Annotated in this window: 12 protein-coding genes; 7 read left to right on the top strand and 5 right to left on the bottom strand. The window is 50.0% G+C overall.

Annotation, left to right across the window (positions count from 1 at the left end; genetic code table 11):
• Positions 1 to 32: 32 nt before the first annotated feature.
• The 5 genes from ACMV5I_RS22070 to ACMV5I_RS22050 all read right to left on the bottom strand — a co-directional run bounded on the left by ACMV5I_RS22070 (position 33) and on the right by ACMV5I_RS22050 (position 9513).
• On the bottom strand, positions 33 to 941 hold the full coding sequence (locus tag ACMV5I_RS22070) for a hypothetical protein (RefSeq protein ID WP_414825271.1): 909 nt from the start codon (positions 939 to 941) through the stop codon (positions 33 to 35).
• Between the two features lie 43 nt (positions 942 to 984).
• Positions 985 to 4836, bottom strand: a complete 3852-nt coding sequence (locus ACMV5I_RS22065; RefSeq protein ID WP_414825270.1) for a hypothetical protein — start codon at positions 4834 to 4836, stop codon at positions 985 to 987.
• A gap of 408 nt (positions 4837 to 5244) precedes the next feature.
• A complete protein-coding gene (locus tag ACMV5I_RS22060) occupies positions 5245 to 6309 on the bottom strand; it encodes a DUF5677 domain-containing protein (RefSeq protein ID WP_414825269.1) in 1065 nt (354 codons plus the stop codon).
• 59 nt (positions 6310 to 6368) lie between these two features.
• Entirely contained in the window at positions 6369 to 7787 is a 1419-nt protein-coding gene (locus ACMV5I_RS22055; RefSeq protein ID WP_414825268.1) for a UvrD-helicase domain-containing protein, read from the bottom strand.
• Positions 7777 to 9513, bottom strand: a complete 1737-nt coding sequence (locus ACMV5I_RS22050) for an ATP-dependent nuclease (RefSeq protein WP_414825267.1) — start codon at positions 9511 to 9513, stop codon at positions 7777 to 7779. Before ACMV5I_RS22050 ends, ACMV5I_RS22055 begins: the two co-directional genes overlap by 11 nt.
• Before the next feature lie 534 nt (positions 9514 to 10047).
• On the opposite strand from ACMV5I_RS22050, the gene ACMV5I_RS22045 reads away from it, so the two are divergent.
• From ACMV5I_RS22045 to ACMV5I_RS22015, 7 genes are all read left to right on the top strand, one after another.
• Positions 10048 to 10848, top strand: coding sequence for a radical SAM protein (locus ACMV5I_RS22045; protein ID WP_414825266.1), 801 nt, complete (start codon positions 10048 to 10050; stop codon positions 10846 to 10848).
• Between the two features lie 11 nt (positions 10849 to 10859).
• A complete protein-coding gene (locus tag ACMV5I_RS22040) occupies positions 10860 to 11267 on the top strand; it encodes a DUF6375 family protein (protein WP_414825265.1) in 408 nt (135 codons plus the stop codon).
• A gap of 13 nt (positions 11268 to 11280) precedes the next feature.
• Positions 11281 to 15342 carry a hypothetical protein gene (locus ACMV5I_RS22035; protein ID WP_414825264.1) on the top strand — a complete coding sequence of 1354 codons (4062 nt, stop codon included), beginning with the start codon at positions 11281 to 11283 and terminating at the stop codon, positions 15340 to 15342.
• A 413-nt stretch (positions 15343 to 15755) separates the two neighbouring features.
• Positions 15756 to 16631, top strand: coding sequence for a GTPase family protein (locus ACMV5I_RS22030; protein WP_414825263.1), 876 nt, complete (start codon positions 15756 to 15758; stop codon positions 16629 to 16631).
• A gap of 212 nt (positions 16632 to 16843) precedes the next feature.
• Entirely contained in the window at positions 16844 to 17545 is a 702-nt protein-coding gene (locus ACMV5I_RS22025) for a WYL domain-containing protein (RefSeq protein ID WP_042526032.1), read from the top strand.
• 5 nt (positions 17546 to 17550) lie between these two features.
• Complete coding sequence (locus ACMV5I_RS22020) at positions 17551 to 18183, top strand: hypothetical protein (protein WP_414825262.1); 633 nt, start codon at positions 17551 to 17553, stop codon at positions 18181 to 18183.
• 120 nt (positions 18184 to 18303) lie between these two features.
• Positions 18304 to 18765 (top strand): IrmA family protein, encoded by a 462-nt coding sequence (locus ACMV5I_RS22015; protein ID WP_414825277.1) that lies wholly within the window; start codon positions 18304 to 18306, stop codon positions 18763 to 18765.
• Positions 18766 to 18868 lie beyond the last annotated feature (103 nt).

The raw sequence follows: 18868 nt of genomic DNA, 5'->3' as shown, positions 1-18868 counted from the left end.
CTCTGTGTGGGAAGGCCTTTTTTACGTCAGAGTTAAGTAATATGCCCCACGATCGCACAAATTAACCGGTAATCAGTGACGTTGAAGATCTCCGGGCTATCAGCGCTTTGCTCACCGATAAAGAAGACCCAAGCCTTATCTTTTAATCTTTTTGCTTTAGCTTCCTGTGCCTCTGTCCGAGCTGCCTCCAACTCTTTACGTACCACAGTCCGCTTGGCTTTTGACCACCCACCCCATTTTATGTGGATCTGGTAACTTCGGGAAGGTTTACGCTTTCCGGATTCGTCTTCCGCCCACTCGCCAGACAACGGGATGATGAGTTTTTCATCATCTTCAACAAATTTATTCCAGAGTAGTTCAGCATAAAAGATCTTTGGCTCCGGGTAGGGCTGAATTTTACTTTGGAGCTTTTTAAACACCTCTGAGTAAGTTTGCCCCTTGATACCAGGAACGTTTAGCGACATTCCTCGATCATATGGGAAGCGGATGAAGGCACGGCAAATATTGCGGATAGCATTCACTTGACGCCGGGATTGTCGTTCGGGTGAATTACCTTCACCAGATGCTGAGGATGCTGAACGCGTCGAACTGGACTTGCTTTCATCACCTGCGATACCTGGTTCAACAACCGGGCGTTGTTCAATCAACTTTAATCCCGAGGGCATTAAACCTGGAGCACTGTCCAGTATGTTGCGGACACTCTCCTTCTGGCCTTGGCGAATTACTGTGCTTTCAGCATCAGCATCACATTCATGATGATGTTGAATATGGCGTTTCTTTTTAAAATAGGCTCTGACTTTTTTATCTTTTTCCCATGCAGCAGGATGCATGGTTATACCACATCCCCAGCACACGTAGCCTTCAGTATCAACGCTATCCAGCAGCCAGAGATCCTCAGCCTCGACGATCTCACTGGTGCGTTTATCGCGTGCAGATTCCATCACTTTCTCCTTATCGCAGAACGTTTGTATAGGCTCTTAGCCTTCATTCAAACCGTTGCTCCCTTTCACTATCTTCCCGTTGTTCACGCTCTTTTTGGCGTTCGACCCACTGACTCATTTTTTTACAAACTACTTTGGCAGGCTCAGAGATATCTGTACGCTCGTGTCCGATCAACATACTGATGACCCTTGATCTAGCTTGCATTATGTTCGCTAGGCTACCAGTCCAGGATGATGGAGTGATGCGCTCAGCAAAAGACTCCAGTACAGCTAGTGGTTCAGGTGAGGCCTCTAACAGTTCTATAGCAGCTTCGTGTAAGGTCAGTACACTCTGTTCACCATTCTTTGACCAAAGAGTTACGCCACCAGCTATAGCTGACCAAACACTGGGATCATTTCTGGCGTGGCACCATGCAATTAAAACGTTTGTATTTATCTTTGCAAGGGGATAAGAGCGTAAGCCACCACGACGAATAAAGAACTGCCTTCTTCGTTGCTGTTCCTCAGTGCCTTCAAAAATGCGATTGAGAAAAGCTTCAGGCATCAACAACACTGTCGTTTCAATGGTTTTATCAAAATCAAACATATATCCATAGAAGTCATCAATGACACTGAAAATTGTGTCCAACCACTCAATTTTTTTTGCCTCATTACCATCGAAACGCAACGCGGCATCGATAACTCGTTCCATACGATAATCAATTGTCCCCCTTTGGCCTCTGTTGCTGTTTTTAATCCTCTGGATTGCTGCAGCAAGACCGATTAACCGAAAGTCTGCACCAAGTGTATCTGCAGATTTATCTTGACCATACAATCTCATGGATAGTGCATGCAAAATGACATCATCTCCACCTACTTTACTTAGGAGCCGCTCAGCAAGATCCAGAACACGAACTCTCGGCAAATTGGCGTATTGTTCTCGCCATAGAATCGACTCATACATGAAAGGGCGAATGTCTGGATCATCCAAATGCTTCATGCAGCGATCCATGTCATTTACGGTGAACTGCCGCCAAGGATGTAAGCCTACTAACACTTGTCTAAGAATTGGATGTTGTGCACACTGGTCTAGTAAGTCCTGTGCTAGTGTTGGATCAACGGAGTCTACTTCTTCAATGAAACCACCAAGGACTCCAAAGTCTTTGTAAACATCTGGCTGCTTTTCTATTTGTCCAACAAGTCGCTGCCAGCTAACACGTAGATCATGTGCCCCTCGAGCAAGTCCTCGACCAAAGACGGCGCGATAGGGCATTCCACCGATGGAGAACAGCTCTGCCCCTAACTCCTCAAGCGTATGATTTGATAAGGAGAAGTCCACTCCCAATTGAAGTGCTTTGGCTTCCAGTCGTTTTTCGGCTGCGGTATATTTACCGGAGTCCCAATGCTCAAAATCCACATCCAGTGCCCAATAATCATGATTTGTACTCAACACGTATGTCTTTATTGTTGGAATTAGCTCAATGGGCTCCAACTCCTTCTCTAAGGCAGCAAGATTGTCCGGCAACGGCTCAACATCTTCTCCATCTCTACGCTTGGTATAGTCAAAATAGACCGTTGAACGAACGGCTTTCCAACCTTCCCCCCAAGGACTAAAAGCATTTAATGTACAGGCAGCATCGACGAGTTTGTCTCGCATCGCTTCTTGAAACCAAATTCCCCTGAATACGTTAGCTAGGATTGATCGAGCGGGCCCTTCAAGCTCAGGATCTCCGGATGTCCCTAATCGGACCACAACGTCAATAAAGGCACTGCGCCATTCTACAAATTCATCATAGTTGGGTTCGTATCCATAGTCCCTTGGTCGGGCTCCAAACTCATTCACCCCAAACCCTGACCACGGTGGGCCATCCAAGGCAGTTGACAGCATTTTGAAACCTAGAGATCTGCGCGCCACCATATCTGATGAAATGCATTCGTTCATTAAATCAATGCGCTGGCTCAGGGATGCGTGAGTACCAGACAGGTAAGCCTGGAAAAACCTTGGGACCATGTTTCGAGCAGAATCCTGGTCATTATTATCGGCTTCGTCGTCTGCGATTCGGATAAGGAGCCTGGCGCATCGCTCAAAGGCGTTCGGTTCGTATGCCAATACTTGTAAAAGACGGAGAACACTTCGCCGCTGCGGGTTGTAGCTCGGTTCCACACCTTTAAAATCAGATGAGGAGAGTACGGCCTCAATTCGGTTGAGTAATGCTTCAGGTGCAACTGGCCCGATATACTCAAGTATTCGTGCCGAAGCGTCATTTAGTTCGATTATACTCCCTAGCAGCCCTTCAGGCTGAAGCCAAGCTTCAACAATCTCTCTCGCAACAGGGTGGTCATGCAACAGCCCAAGCCGGTGTGCAAAAGACATTAATAAACGCTCACAATCCGGAGCTTCAAATGTCGTCCTAAGTTGATCAACCGGAATACTATTAAGTGCAGATGCTGCCAACTTGTTAGCAATGGCATGGGGAAGTATGGCTCTCCAGTGGGATCTCTTCTGAACAACATGACGTTCCATCAACTTCGTAACAGCTTTGAATAACTGGATTTTGGGATACCCAAAGAATTCACCCAATATTTCCAGTTCATCGGTAACAGCATCTGGACTAGAGACCGAGAACGAATATACCAGAGACAATATTTCAGCTTGCTCCCGTAAATTACCGTCGGGATGATTACGCTGTTCAAACAAGCGATTAAACAACTGCGCATCAGAAAGCAGAGCCAAACTCTCACCTTCCTTCCCCCTCTCCGCTATAGCCAAAGCAACTCTTGCATTTCCATCTGCAAACTCAGCAATTCGGCGGGCATTATTCTGACCAATAGAAGGGAAGCGACGGATAAGAAGTTGCTCTGCCACCTCCGGACCATCTGTCTCAATATGGATGACCTCTGTTGTCTGTGGTTTGTCATCTCTAATGTCGTACTCGATAGTGATGAGACTTACTTCTCTTCCAGAGGCTGATACTTTGCTGGCAAGTGAAGCGTGTAGTTCTGATGGGCAATTGTCGAGGATCATGATGGCTCGTCGGCCCTCAGCGATCAGCTTATCGAGCATCGCCGTTGCCGAAGGCACTGACTCAGATCCAGTATCAACATAAATAGCTACTGTTCGGTCAAGCGCATCTGTTCCAACTGTTTCATCGAAGAGTGCCTGAACGATCCTTGTCTTCCCAACACCAGACAATCCTGTAATACGAACGGCCTTATTCGTTGACCGGATAAGAGCTCGCATTGGGCTAATTGCTTCATCAATTTTGAGTTTTTGCCCCTTTCCCGATGGCAAAGTAATGGTTACACCAGGGGCTGAGATTAAAGTGTCCGTAACACCTTGTGGTGGATTGCTCCACGCACCGTATGGTTGCCAACCGGAATACCCTTGTCCAAGTTTCCCTTTTGTCCACAGCATGACTGATGGGTGTTGGCGCAACCATTGAATGAGTTTGGAACGGTCGTAGAAATCAAGATGAAGATTGCTTTTGTTAGGATTATCTTCTACTGCATCCCACATTGCTTTGAGACGGTCCGCTTTTCCTGACGGCGAGCAATCATCACCCAGGCTAACAATGATGTAACTGCCATGCTTTCTGGCTTGTTCAGAGATGATGGGGGAAAGCGCTTTGCCGGCGCCTATTTCCTTCTCAATTGCAGCCTTTGGCATCTTATGTTTCTTTGCCTGAAAGACCGTATTAGGCCTTACAAGAAAGCCAGCTTTCAGTTGATCAATTGGAACCTGAACATGGATATCAATTCCTCCGTCAGGGGCAGTGATAGAACCAGACCAATTTACACACGCAGGGCTATGACCATGCATTGCCACTTCAGCTTCCGCTAGCCGAGCAATCAACTCTTCAAGCTGAGTATCTGAGAGACGAAGTAATTCGTCCTTTTCAATGTCAAAGATTGCCACGCCTTCACCTTAGTAAAAAATTTCTGTCATGATTCTAACACTAGGGACACTTATTCATCCGTTCCAGGCTCTTAAGAGCAAGTAAGCGCATTTTGAGTTTTTCCGCTTTGCCGGGATGGAATCTAGCGAGTAAATGAACCTGGCCCAACGTTTGTGCATAAGGGCCTTTACCGAACTCGATAATTTCGCCCCTCAGGAAAGCCAACTCCGAATGATGCACGGCCGAGCGTATCTGGCTTTGTCTAGCAGCAGAGAGACCGGGCTTTGAATTCACCGAACGCCGAGTAACCTCCATTCGTTCTCCGAACATTTTGATTTCGTACATCGCTCGTTTGGCTGATTTCGTGCGAGTAAGGTATAAATACAGTCGCATCATCTTCGTATCCCTGAAATTTAACTCACTGAATTTTATTCAAAAATATCTGCTTCGCCTTTCTTCTTGAGTGCATCTGATGCGGCGACAACTTCTTCTTTCAACTTCTCATGCCACAACCAGAGTGCAGCGCTGTAGAGCAGACGTTGATCGCCTGGTGAAACAGCGATTATCGCCTGAGTGGCCTGTATCAAAGACAAGCTGGTGCACTGAATCGGCTCTAACAGCCCTTCATTGGATGGCCCACACAGCAAGAGATCTTTGTTTGAAAGCGATGTACCGAGCTTGAAGCCAATGCTGTCAATTCCTGCATGAATATATTGGTTGGCAAACCCATAGTGAGGTCGCAAAAAGTCCAGCTCGACAAACTCTTCAATATCGCTAAAGTGAATCCTTGTTCTTGCACCGGGTTCTTTTCCTAAAGCTTTTGCGGCCCAACCGAATTCATTGCCGAATCCCGCTTCATACTTACCAACGATGTTATTTCTTTCAAGATCAAACCGACTTAAATCTTCTGAGGAGAAGGAAGTAAAACCCAACTCTTCACTATATTTATTATAGCGATTAGCAGCTTTTCGCCTATGTACGCTCTGAAAATCCGTGAATCTTATCGCCAGGTCTTCGTCGCCTTCTGCGATAAATATCAATATCGCTGTGGTTTCGTGGAGCGTTCTCCAGCGGGCCATCGCACCGTCTGCAAATCCACCTTTTAGAAGGTGAGATATCTCGCAGGAAACCTGGACTGCACGTGCATGCAGTCGGGTAGCTATGTTCAGCTTTGCGGACCTTATGTCAGGACTAGTGCGATACTCGCTGTTTACCTCATCACTGATTTCAGTACAGCCATAAATTAATGCATCCAGCCGCTTTATAGGGGACTCCCAAGTTGTAAATAGCCTCTCTCTAAATGCCTCTAAGTTTTCGTAATGTTCCTTTAATACTTCCCCTTTAGCTTCATCCAGGTACTCGAACATTTTTAACGCAGCAAAATGCTCTATATCTTCAGAATGAGTGTCGATCAACTCAGTCACCTCTGCGGGAGACATATTGCCGCTATCAGTCACATCCTTTTTGAGAGAAAGTACTTTTTTGTTTATCACACTTAGTTCCTTAAAGAGTCAGTACTCCGTCGAAGCAGGCAGAGCGGTTTACGTCGACATTAGCGGGCCATCAATATGGGAGTCAACGAGCAGACAACCAGCTTTTTCGAGCCACGCGTGAAAGCTACGTAGAGATGCCGGGCATCCATCTCTTCAGGGGCGGTTATGACGGCCACCTCCGCTTCCAGTCCCTTCAGCAACAGGGTGCTGCCAATCGCACGGCGCGCAAGGGGCCGGCTTTCGTGGCGGTTTCGTTCGCGCTCCCGCACCGTGGCATCGGCAAAACTGCAGTTGCCTCCTCCAGCCATTTGCATCGCGCGCAGACAGCAATACAAAACATCCGGACGATAGACCCGGGCATTGTTTTGCCTGGTCAACGCGCGTAGAGCCTCGGCGGCCAAGGGGAAGCTTGGTGCATTCGTGAAAGCGAGCAGTGCGGCTTCTGCCTCAGTAGCAGGATTGTGTGCAGTCCCCCGGCTTAAGCTTCCCAATCGGTGTTGCAATGCAGCTACACCGACCTGCGTCATCACCTCCGCGGCAAACTCCACCAGACGAGTCAGTGCGTCGGTAGCCTGCAGGTTAAATGTCGTTCCAAACAGCGTTAGGTCGGCAAGGTCGACGGGCTCTACCGCAGTCGCTCCCGGTGTCTGACTGGCGATTTGCCGGCGGCCACGAGGATTGCGACTGTCGCCAATCACCAGCACGTCTCCCTCCCGCGTAACAGCCTGTGTTAACGCAGCGATGAGCCGTTGCTTAATGGCAGTAGCCGGCTGCAACTCGACCCAGACGACTTCGGCCGGCGCCTGGCGCAAATCAATGCCACCTCCTGCCAGGAGTATTCGCCGACACTCCAGAAGCCACTGACCAAATTCGGGCTTGCCTGCGTTCGTCCAGCGCCAGGGCTGATTCAGCTCGCCGATAGCAGGAAAATGCGGAAGCACGTGGGTATTCCAGTCCACCAGTTGATTACCGCGAAAGCCGAAGATAGCCTGCATCGGGTCGCCAAGAACGCAGGTGGGAAGTACCACGGAAAGTGCTGTCACCAGATCGTGCTGCACTAGATTGCAGTCCTGATACTCATCGACAATCAGATGGGCATAACTTGCTGCGAGGACCTCATTGAGGTGTCCGCTTTGGAGTAAATGCCTGGCAGCCAGGCGTATTGCCGGGTAGTCGGCTCCGGGGTTCCGGAGTAGGAGGACCGCAGCGGCAACAGTACTTCGCTGCGGAAACATCGCCACCAGCCGCATGGAAAAACCATCAATTGTGGCAATGTGGTAAGCCGAAGCTGGCACTCCGGCTTTTTGCATGCGCAGACGCAGTGTTGTGACACCAGCGTTGGTATGAGTGAGGATGAGTACCGGCGTTGTTCCGGTATGCTGGGTCAGCGTATCGGCGATGAGTTGCGTCTTACCACAACCAGCAGGGGCCGTGATCGCGCCTCGACGAAAAGCGAATAAATTGTACTCAGGCGGCATGAGCCCACCGGTAGAGGCGATTGATCAGAGCGACAAATTCTGGCTCTGAGATTTGGCTATAGGGACCAAGAATATCGCGTGCCACATCCTCGAATTTGGTGACCGATTTAAACCAACCGTTTTTACGATTACGCGCTGCCAGCCCCAGTAGCTGTCGCGTTGCGAGGGGATATGGCATACCTAGCTGTTGTCGCTGCAGCCGGATTTGGGCGAGAGCCAGTTGTCCGTTTGACTGAGTCTGGATATGCGCAGCCACCAGATCTTCTTCCACAAGGTCTATGGCTCGCTGAAGCAGAGCATCCACACCCGCATCCGGCAGACTCAGAAACAGTTCGTCCTCCAGAGCACGTCCTTCTCGCCAAGTGATGTACTCCCCACCAGCATCCACGTAGGCCTGTACGGTCGCCCCAGTGGGCGGCTTATCCGCATCAACCATGACCAGCACCCGGTAGCCAAGCCGGCGCAATGCGAGCCCGCGAACAAAACACCGGTCCGGCTCTCCGCCGCCGACATTCACAAACGCAGTCCCTGCGGCCAGCATTGACTGTCCGTTTATGTTCGTCCAGAAATGGTCCAGGCCACGGATCAGGCCGACCTCACTGGCGCCTTCGCAGACAATGACGCTTCGGGCGAGAAAAGCTTCCGGATCAGCCCTGACGGTGCTTTGAATATCATCAGCGACACCTACCTGGAGAACCTGATGTGCACCATCCGGAGACTTGCGTACCACGAAGAGCTGATTGCCGTTAAGCTCGCGAACAGCGACCGGGGAATGGGTGGTCAGAAATACCTGAAGGGGTTGGGGATTTTCCTTCGCACCAAGGGAATTCAACAATCGGGTAAGGCGATGCGGCTCCAGTCCGTACTCCACTTCATCGACCAAAGCGACAGACGTCTGCTGTGCTGCTGCACGCTGCATACCTGCGACGAGTAGACGGGATGAACCTGTGCCCAGTGAGCGCAAGGGCACACCTGTCGAATCGTGCAGCGCAATGGCACCGTCTCCGATGGATACCGCGTGCGCGTCCAGTAATGCCTGAGTACTACCACCGACAGGCACGCCAAGTTCATTGGCTTTCTGAGTCACGATTTGCAGTGTTGCAGCCAACTGTACTCCGGCCTGGCCGCCGAAACTGGTTCGGGCCTGGCGTGCTGCATTGGCCAATTCAGCACCAAGGTTTGGACGTTCCTCGGTCAGGCGATTGAGTACCGAACCGCGTGTCCATGACAGGTTGGAGCTGGCATAAGTCCCGAGCCGGGCTGGTGCTAACAGCAACCGATCCTTCCAGGCAATGTTGCGCTCCTGCCCTTGTGCCTGAGCGCGCTGTGATACCAACGACCAGACAGGCTCCAGTTCGCTATCCACCGTCAAACGTAAGCAAAGAACCGTTTCCAGACCCTGCTCAGGTTCTTCGGTGACCAACCCGTTTGCGCGGTTGAAGGCCTGTAAATAATTTCCGTACGAATCTAAGCGCAGCAGAGCATCGGGCAACGAGCCAAGCGTCAGCGTGATGCTGATGGGCCGGGTGACATCCAGCCCATAAAAATCAGTATCGGCGAAACTGATATTGCGGCGGGCACCAAGGCAAAGGTCAATCGCATCGAGAATAGTGGTCTTGCCGCTGTCTCCTGGGCCAATCAGGCAGTTGAGGCCTGGTGAAGGTTGCCAGTTCAATAAGCGGATAGTTCGGAAATTCTGGATCTCGACTTTGCAAATTCTGGTCACGGATCTGCTCCTTAATTCTCATTTTCTTCATCTGCAGCGTGATCGCAAAAGACATCCATGAAGAAAATATACAGCGCAAAAAATATATTACGCTCTCAATGAACAAGGATCTAAACAGGGATACCTACCTTACTGTTTTATCTGCTCGTTTCTTGATCTACCCCTCAATCTTGTGGCATATGCGAGGAATTTTGCTCGTTAAGTTTGCCGGTATTGGCTATAGAGGATTATTCGTGTCACTTAAGCTGGCCAGTGATTAAGAAACTCTAGCATTAGCCATGCCTGCTTCTGGCATACAGCAGATAAGCGCGTGACGCTGAAGGTCTGTGAGAGCGAAAAGTAGACCTTACGCAATCCTTTTAAAAGGATTTCTCGCTATGATGTTAAATACTATTACTTTTGTGGATTTTAGTCAGCGGGGAACTTTGTGTTATGAAGTCCAGAATCGGGCCAAACGGAGTGCATTTCTTCGATCGAAATACAGGTCTGAACGTCCTCTTAGACGAGTTGCACCCTCAGGAGACGGTTTGGTCGATGTCTCCTCGTCAAGTTTCAGTAGCACTCACTAACCTTTGTGATCTCCACTGTACGCACTGTTTTGCACCCAAGCACAAGGCATTGCTGCATACTGACCAAGTGCTTGGCTGGTTGAAGGAGTTGGATACTGAAGGATGCCTCGGCATCGGATTTGGCGGAGGGGAACCAACTATCCATCCAGATTTCGTCGAAATATGCAAACGGGCTGCGGGGGAAACTCAGCTTGCCGTGACATTCACGACCCATGGTCATCGTTTGTCGCAACAATTAGTTAAACACCTCAAAGGTTCGATTCACTTCGCCCGTATTAGCGTTGACGGGACAGGCCGTACCTATGAAAAACTGCGCGGAAAACCGTTTACCAACTTACTTAAGGGAATTGAATCGATTGCAAAATTGTCGCCCTTTGGAATCAACGTCGTGATAAACGAACGTACAGTCTTTGAGCTTGATGCAGTAACTGAGCTGGCGCAACAGTTTGGAGCTAGTGAATTGCTGTTGTTGCCTCAACAAGCAACTAACGCGGTCGCAAGTATGGATGAAGTGGTCGGCCGAGAGCTTAAGAACTGGGTCTCTAACTATAGAGGAGAGGTTCGACTTGCAGTAAGTGAAGTGGGAGCGTCAGGACTACCCATATGCGATCCTCTTCCTAATGAGATAGGCCTTCAAGCCTACGCACACATAGATGCTTCCGGCATATTGCGTACGAGTTCTTATTCAACCACAGGTATGGATATTGGCGAAACCGGTGTTCTGTCAGCACTTAAACGACTTCGAAATACCTTAGAGATTAAATAAGGGGCACAGTAATGAAAATTTGGAACGGATATGGTTCTGAGCATTCGATGAACTTAGTTCTCATCGGAAAATTCAAGCAAGAGCAAGATGCAAAGAAGATCGAGAAGGATATCAGCAAGCTCAGAACTCAAGCTGAGAAAGATGATTGTTACTCCATCCCTTTTGATGAGCCAAAGAATCAACGGTTTTCAGACGAGATGCTCTCGTTACTTTGCAGTTTAAAACTCAACACGTTAGGACCAACTGATCTTAGCCAATTCGTGTCGGATCATCATCTAAGTCGTGAAGGCGATAGAATAACAATAACAACTGATGAGGCAGAGGTATCCGCGTTCGTGAAACTGTTTATCGAAGCCGGGGCAAAGGTTGAAGTTTTCTCAGCGCATGACTATCCGTCCGATTCCGACGACGCAAACTAATAGGGAAATGCCGATGCCTGAAGCAAATTGGGATGTATTCAGCAACCTACCCGGTGCAGCAGATGAAAATTTTGAGAAACTTTGCCGTGCTTTGGTGCGTCGACATTACGGATGTTTCGGGCGCTTCAAGCAACTCGCAAACCAGCCAGGCGTAGAATTCCACCTTGAGTTGACCGAATCTTGTGCTCTCGGAACACCACCGCGCTGGATTGGATGGCAATGCAAATGGTATGAACTGGCAAATGGACAAGGTTTGGGAGCCCAACGCCGCAAGATAATCGTCGAGGGGATCGAGAAGACGCGCAAATATGTCCCGGGTGTAACTAATTGGAAACTTTGGACACGCCACACCCTGACAAAAGATGACCAAGAGTGGTTTTTCGCACTGGAGAAAGATAGTTTCCCTGAACTTAAGTTGGAGCTGCTGACTGCTGAGGATATAGAGGAACTTCTCGTCGGACCTGGAGCACTATTTCGAGAGACTTACTTCGGTGAGCTTGTTCTGACACCAGCGCTACTTGCTGAGCAGCATAAGCTCGCTGCAGCTCCGTTCAAACGCCGTTACCAACCAGAAGTTCATGTTGCCGTTGCAGCCGAGGAGAAGGTTCTTAGGCATTTGGGTGCCCAAAGTGTATGGAAATCGTTAGAGACGCTCGCCAGTTCCCTTAAGATAAATTGCTCGGATATTGCTTCATTAACATGTCAACTCAAAGCTGAACTCAAAGTCGAAGTTGACTCACTCTTGGCTAGAGCCAACGAATCGGCTGATCTGTTAGATGACCTAAACACAGCACTCGGTAGCGGTGACTTCGACGCCATAAAAAATATGCTGGCTGCTAATCCTCCTAAACCGGTGCGCTATGACAGGCTACTCTCGAAGTTGCGAGGAGCTCGTTCAGATGGAGCACCCTTAACCGCAAATCTGGTTGCGGATATCCATGTACTTTCATCGGTGATGCTCAGTCTGGAACAGTCGATCAGCGTTCGAGCCGTAGCCGTTCTTGCAGCTGCAGGAGAAGGAAAATCCGAGCTTGCCGTTAAGGTGACGGAGCCAGATGGAGATTTCCCCGGTGGTATCTTGCTACTGGGCAAGAACCTTCACGCAGGCCAGGGTCTTGATGATCTTGTGTCTGCTTTCAAAATATCTGGCAGACCTGCGGAAAGCTTCGACCGATTGGTTGAGGCCGTTGATGCGGCAGGTCAACGCGCAGGCAAGCGCATCCCTATAGTCATTGACGGTCTGAATGAAGCAGAAGACCCAAGAAACTGGAGAGATGAACTCTCCCGAGCGCAAGAGCTTCTGGAGGGCTTTCCGTATGTCCTGCTGGTTGTCACTCTACGTAATGAGTTCGCGCCGATGTGCCTGCCAGAGGACTTTCCTCTAGTTGAGCACAACGGATTCCAAGAAGCCCCGCAGCAGGCCATTGAGAAGTACTTTGAGTACTACAGGATCGATGCCACTGACGCGGATCTGCCAATCGAGTTCTTGCAGCACCCATTGACGCTGAAAATCTTCTGTGAGGTGGCGAACCCTCGGCGCCAGCACCTTGTCGGGGTGGAGGCGCTGCCCAGTTCGCTTACAAGCCTATTCGATGCGCACTTCGACAAGGTAGCTGCACGAATTGCTGAGCTTTCACCGGCGGCGCATCGTATCTATCAGGAAGAAGTGCAAGATGTACTACTGACGATCGCGGGGCTCCTTTGGGATGGCAACGCGAGAAGCGTGGAGTTCCAAACGGCACGGGCGGCAGTTGGAGACGTAGGCCGTTGGGACGTCAGCATCATTCGCGCGCTGGAGTCCGAAGGCATACTCGTTCGAACGACTTCAGGAGAAGGCGTCCAGGGCATCGGGTTTTCATACGACCTGATGGCCGGACATATGATGGCGCATCACCTGCTTGCTAAACTTGACTTGGTGCATTGGCTGAAAAGCAACGAGGGACTCGCGCAGTTTCAATTCCGTGAGTCTGGGTCGCACACTTTTGCCTATGACGTGTTTCGGGCTTTGGTGGGCCTCTATCCGCAACATCGTGGCCGCCGCTCGCTTTGGCAAGACTTGCTAGACGAGAATCTAATCATGAACGCCCTGTTGTTGACGGCACAATCGGACCCACGTCACATCAGTCGGGAAACGGTTGAACGGTTTGCATGCGCGATGCAGGAATCAAAGCCGTTTGCACGATTAGCTTTCAAGAGACTTCGGAGCACCAGGGCAGCAAGAGCGCATCCGTTTGACATGGATTTCACACATGGCGTGCTCTTGGCCATGCCAAATACGCAGCGAGACCTGTTCTGGTCTGAGTGGGTTAGAGAGAGACCTAAGGAAATTGAAGATGACTTTAATTTCCTGTCGTCCCGATGGAAATCGAGTGTTCTAGACGAGCGAGATACTCGTCGGGCACGATGGGTGATGTGGACGTTGACTTCAACGATCCGAAGCCTGCGCGACTTGGCCACCAAGACCTTGTATGAATTCGCAATCAAGCGGCCAGGAGAGTTTTTCGGGCTGGCTGTCGAGTCGATTGCCGTTTCAGACCAATATGTCCCCGAGCGAATGTTCGCCGCAGCCTACGGTGCGGCTTTGACCACTTGGTCGGATATGAATGCGGTGGAGATGCGTGAAGCACTACCCCAAGTTGCTCGTGAGATCTATGAATCGATGTTCGCACCTGGCGGGTCGCATCCTACTTGGCATGCCCTATATCAGCAGTACTGCCTGGGAACCATTGCCATCGCAAGGATGGTTGATCCGGCTTGCTTGTCTGAGGACGAGGCAAAGAACCTGCTTCCTCCGTTTAGCCATCTGCCTAATCCGTTTGATGTCTTGCCGCATTACGACTTGGCAGTGATCGAACGTGCAAAAGACGCAGCGATTCAAATGGACTTCGGCAACTACACGATAGGGAGACTTATTCCAGATCGCTGGAACTACGATGATAGCAACCCAGAATATCAACGGGTGCTGTCGGCAATTGTTTCGCGAATGCTGATGCTTGGTTATGACCCTGAGCAGTTTGAAGCTGTTGATCGGCAAATGTACTCCGGTTCTCGTATGGGAGATGACAAGCACAAAATCGATCGATATGGCAAAAAGTACGGCTGGATAGCTTACTTCGAGATGTGGGGAATACGATACGCACAGGGCCTCCTTTCCGAAGACCGCAGTGCTCGCCCATCAGATGCTGATATCGACCCAACATTTCCACTAGAGGCAGAGAGTATTGGTTTGTCACTCCCAGTCTTATTTAACGATCAGTCTGTGGATGATGGTGACTGGATCGTGGGAGGTCCGCTACCTGACTACCGTAGCATCCTTGAGATTACGGAGATTGATGGTCTGACGGGGCCATGGATCCTACTTGATGGTTTTGTTGAGCAAAATGCTACCTCGGATGACCGACAGATTTTCACTTTCCTGCGAGGAGTATTAGTAGATAGCCAAGAAGTTGACAATCTATGTAGGTTGTTCACTGATCTTGAATACCCTGGCAATAGTGCCATCCCTGATGCTCCTGGCTACTATTACACCTATGCGGGTGAGATGCCTTTCTCGTCGATTCCGGGGCTGCTAGTCGCAAATGAACAAGAGGATGATAGCGATGAAAATTTGGTGTCCGCAGAGAGATGGTCAGGCAATGGCGTTGCGGTAGATATCACAGTGCAGGACTACAACTGGGAGAGTTACCATAGCTTGGAGAACCAAAGCAGTGGTGCAAGCCTGCCCTCAAAGCAACTTTGTGAGGCTTTGAATCTCAGGTACCGTGCAAATAAATGGGATTTGCATGATGCTACAGGTGTGGCATCACTTTACCGCAAAGTTGGCGAATATGGTTCGGACGTCAGTGGCTCTGTCAGCTATCTACGTCGTGATCTACTTGACCGCTACTTGATGCAATCCGGTAAGGTATTGGTATGGCTTATGTGGGGAGAGCGTGATTTTCATTATCGGTCCAACAAGACGCGCAATTTGCACAAGTATTACGTGAATCACCAACATATTCACAAGCGTATTCATGTCCATCAGATTGGTTCGAGTACTAGCAACACTGATATTGCGAACACAGTCGCTACATGAGTTACGACTTCAGAAATCACTCACCCGCGGACTTTGAGGATATTGTTCGGGATCTAATCGGAAAAGAAGAGGAGCTTCGCTTCGAAATCTTTTGCCTGAGGTTAAATAGAGGCATTAACGGTAGACATGCACATACTGGCGGGAACGTCATCCCGTAGGCGAAGCATTATAGAGGATCGCCGTTCAGTAAACTGATGCCAGCAATAAAGCATTAGTATTTGTCGAGCGGCATGCTTTTAATGTTCATTTTTTGTACAGACCAATCTGTCAGCCAGACGCTCGAAAATCGTCATAACCGAAGCCATTGGTATTTGACTAGTACTCCAAATAATTTCAGACAGATATTATCCCAGTGAATCACCCCCGAAGCCTTCCTGGCTCGGGGGTTTTGTTTTTCTGTCTGAGGTTGTTTCATGAAGAAATCAGAAGGTCTGCAGGCCATCGAAAAGCCACTGGCGTCACTCCCCCATGTCATTGGAAAACATATTCTTGACCATATTCAAAAGCTCACTCACTACGAACCGGTCATCGGGATCATGGGCAAAACAGGTGCGGGAAAATCATCGCTCTGCAATGCGCTGTTCCAAGGTGAGGTCACTCCCGTCAGTGATGTCGATGCCTGCACCCGTGACGTACTGCGATTGCGGCTGAGCAGTGGTGAGCATAGCCTGATATTGGTTGACCTACCCGGTGTAGGTGAGAGTGAACAGCGGGACAGCGAATATGAATCTCTGTACCGCCGTATTCTCCCTGAGCTGGATTTAATCCTGTGGGTTATCAAAGCCGATGATCGTGCTTTCTCCATCGATGAACGTTTCTACCGGCGTGTGATGACTGACTACCAACAGCGGATACTGTTTGTCGTTAACCAGGCTGACAAAATCGAACCCAGCCATGAATGGTATGTCACCGGCAATACGCCATCACAGCACCAGTTGGTGAATATTGAGGCCAAGCTGGACTCCATTCGCCAACTGTTTTCACCGAACCATCCGGTGTGCGCCGTTTCAACAAGGACAGAATGGAATCTACCGTCAATGGTCGAAACCATGATGCGTTGCCTGCCTGACCGTGCCACCAGCCCTCTGGCGACGCAATTGCACGGGAGGTTATGCAGTGCACCGGTAAAAAAGCAGGCGCGTGAGGGCTTTGGCTATGCGGTGGGAGAGGTGTTTGATTCTGCTGAAGCGGCATCATTTATTCCCGCGCCACTAAAAGCGATCATTCGTACCGTCCGCGAGGCCGTGGTATCCGTTGCCCGTGCCGTTTGGGACTGGATTTTCTTCTGAGCTGGGGCACCTGCCGTTATCTTCGGGACATACCCTGTCCGTTATGACGTTTTATAAGCTACCGAATTTGGTATGTTTTCTCTCTAAGCCCCGTCACAGTTGATTTCGGCAACAGTAAAAAATACGTCTTCTTGTGTCCATTCCCTGTCCCTGCCTCTCGTTAAAATAACTGTTTTATTTTCAGCTAATTATCTCACTGGAGAACCTGTCTCATGACTCAGGCTGAACGCCGTCATGACCGGCTTGCCGTCAGGCTGTCGTTAATTATCAGCCGTCTGGTGGCGGGCGAAACGCTAGATTTGCGAACGTTGGCAACTGAATTTGGCGTGTCGGTTCGTACCCTGCGCCGGGACTTTCGGGAACGGCTGATGTATCTGGATCTAGAGTATCGCAAGGGTCAGTGTCGCTTGCTGTCCGGCGGCCGCCAGAGAGAGCTGGCTGTGATGACATTTGCCCGCCAGTCGGGCGTTGAAGCACTGTTTCCTGGTATGGATAACCATCTGGTCGCTTCACTGTTGAGCGGTCCTGGTGAGTCTCCCTGCCTTATCTGGCAGGGAGTGGCCCAAGCGTCATCCCCAGACTTGGGCGTGTTCACACGACTGGTGAGCGCAGTATCGGAACACCGGAAGGTGACGCTACTAGGAAGCGGTTGTCGCTGCACAGACCTTGCTCCCTATCGCTTGGTTCTGCGTGAGGGAGAATGGTATCTGACGGGTGAGCATCAGGCCCGGATTGCCGTTTTTCCCCTGACCGATATTCGGGCGGTCACGCTCCATAACGGCAGCTTCGCTCCAGATATAGCGATGCGCGACATCCTATCTCACCCGGATTTTCTTCAGGCTTTACCCCACTTTCGCTTTTTCCATTCATTGCTTGTCACAACTGACGACGGGCTTATACCTCAGAAGGAATAATCACAATGAAATTGCTTACCACTACAGTGCTGGCCGCCAGTTTTTGCCTTGGTGCTGTTTTTCCGGCTGACGCTGGAAACACCGTCGGCACAGTCAAAGCCTGGCAATACATGCAGGCTGACGGTTGGAAATCCGCCGATGGCATGGATGACAATAAGCTGCACAACATGCTCTATCAAGCCAGCGTGATTGATAACTACCCGTGGACGAAACAGTTTCTGCTACGTGTCCGTGGCGGCGGTGCAATTTTCCTGGCTGACAAGAAAGCTCACACCATCCGTCAGCTGAAATTGAATCCACTTAGCGGTAATTACAACGATATTGAAACGGTCTACCAGGGAGAGAATAACGGAAATGGATGTTATTTCGCCATTATTGATAACAAATTCTGGGCAAGAGACGAGGCCGAGCAGAATGTTCTCTATGGCTATCCTCGCGTCGAGAATGTGGAAAACGAGCTGGCTAAAATCAGGCAGCAATTCAGCCCACAGGTAGTTATGGTCATGCCGGATAACTGTGTGAATAAACAACAGCAGGCCGTTTTGGCTGCTAAACGTTCGGAAGAAGACCGAAAACTGCAGCAATGGGTGGCGCAGCAGAGCCTGGCGGAATTGTGTCGCCGCACGGGCAACTGCTGATCTCTTCTTAATAACAAACACTAAAGGCAAAGATCGATGGAAAAGGATTATCAGAAGGTGATCGCGATACCGACTCTCACGACGGCAAGGGTATGGGCAAAGTCTACTTACCGCAAAATCATGCCATCCGTGAGCCGATTGGTTAAAGCCTTACCTGTCATCGCCGGTTTAATGCTGTGTCACCTGTCATCCGCTTATGCTGACGAACAACGCTATATCAGTATCCGCAACACGGATACGGTCTGGGTGCCAGGCAATGTTTGCGTCTACCAGTTCCGTCTGGATAACGGCGGCAGTGGCGAGGGCTTCGGCCCGCTGACCCTTTCCCTGCGTCTGAAAGACAAAAGTGGCAACACACTGGCGATGGGGAATATGGAGGTAGCCGCGTTTGGTGACAGTGATGCCACGCGCTCTCAGGAGGCTTTTCTGGAGCATGAATGTGTTGAAAACGTCAGTGCCGTTGAAATCATGAAGGCGACCGAAGAGCGCAACGGCCATCAGGTTAGGCTGCCACTGTCCGTTTTCGACCCACAGTATTACCAGTCACTGCCGGTATCGGTTGCTGGGAATAAGACATCATAACTGGCTTAGCCTTGCATCTGCCAAACCTTAACTTAACACAATCCCCTAACTACACATCAGGCCATGCCTTCTTCGGGAAGCATGGCCTTTTCATTTTTAATCT

Origin of the sequence: Serratia sp. T13T92, from assembly GCF_047530105.1 — a bacterium.
In the GTDB taxonomy this organism is placed as follows: domain Bacteria; phylum Pseudomonadota; class Gammaproteobacteria; order Enterobacterales; family Enterobacteriaceae; genus Chania; species Chania fonticola.
Note: the sequence above shows the minus strand (reverse complement) of the source record. Positions and strands in the feature narration are given on the sequence as shown.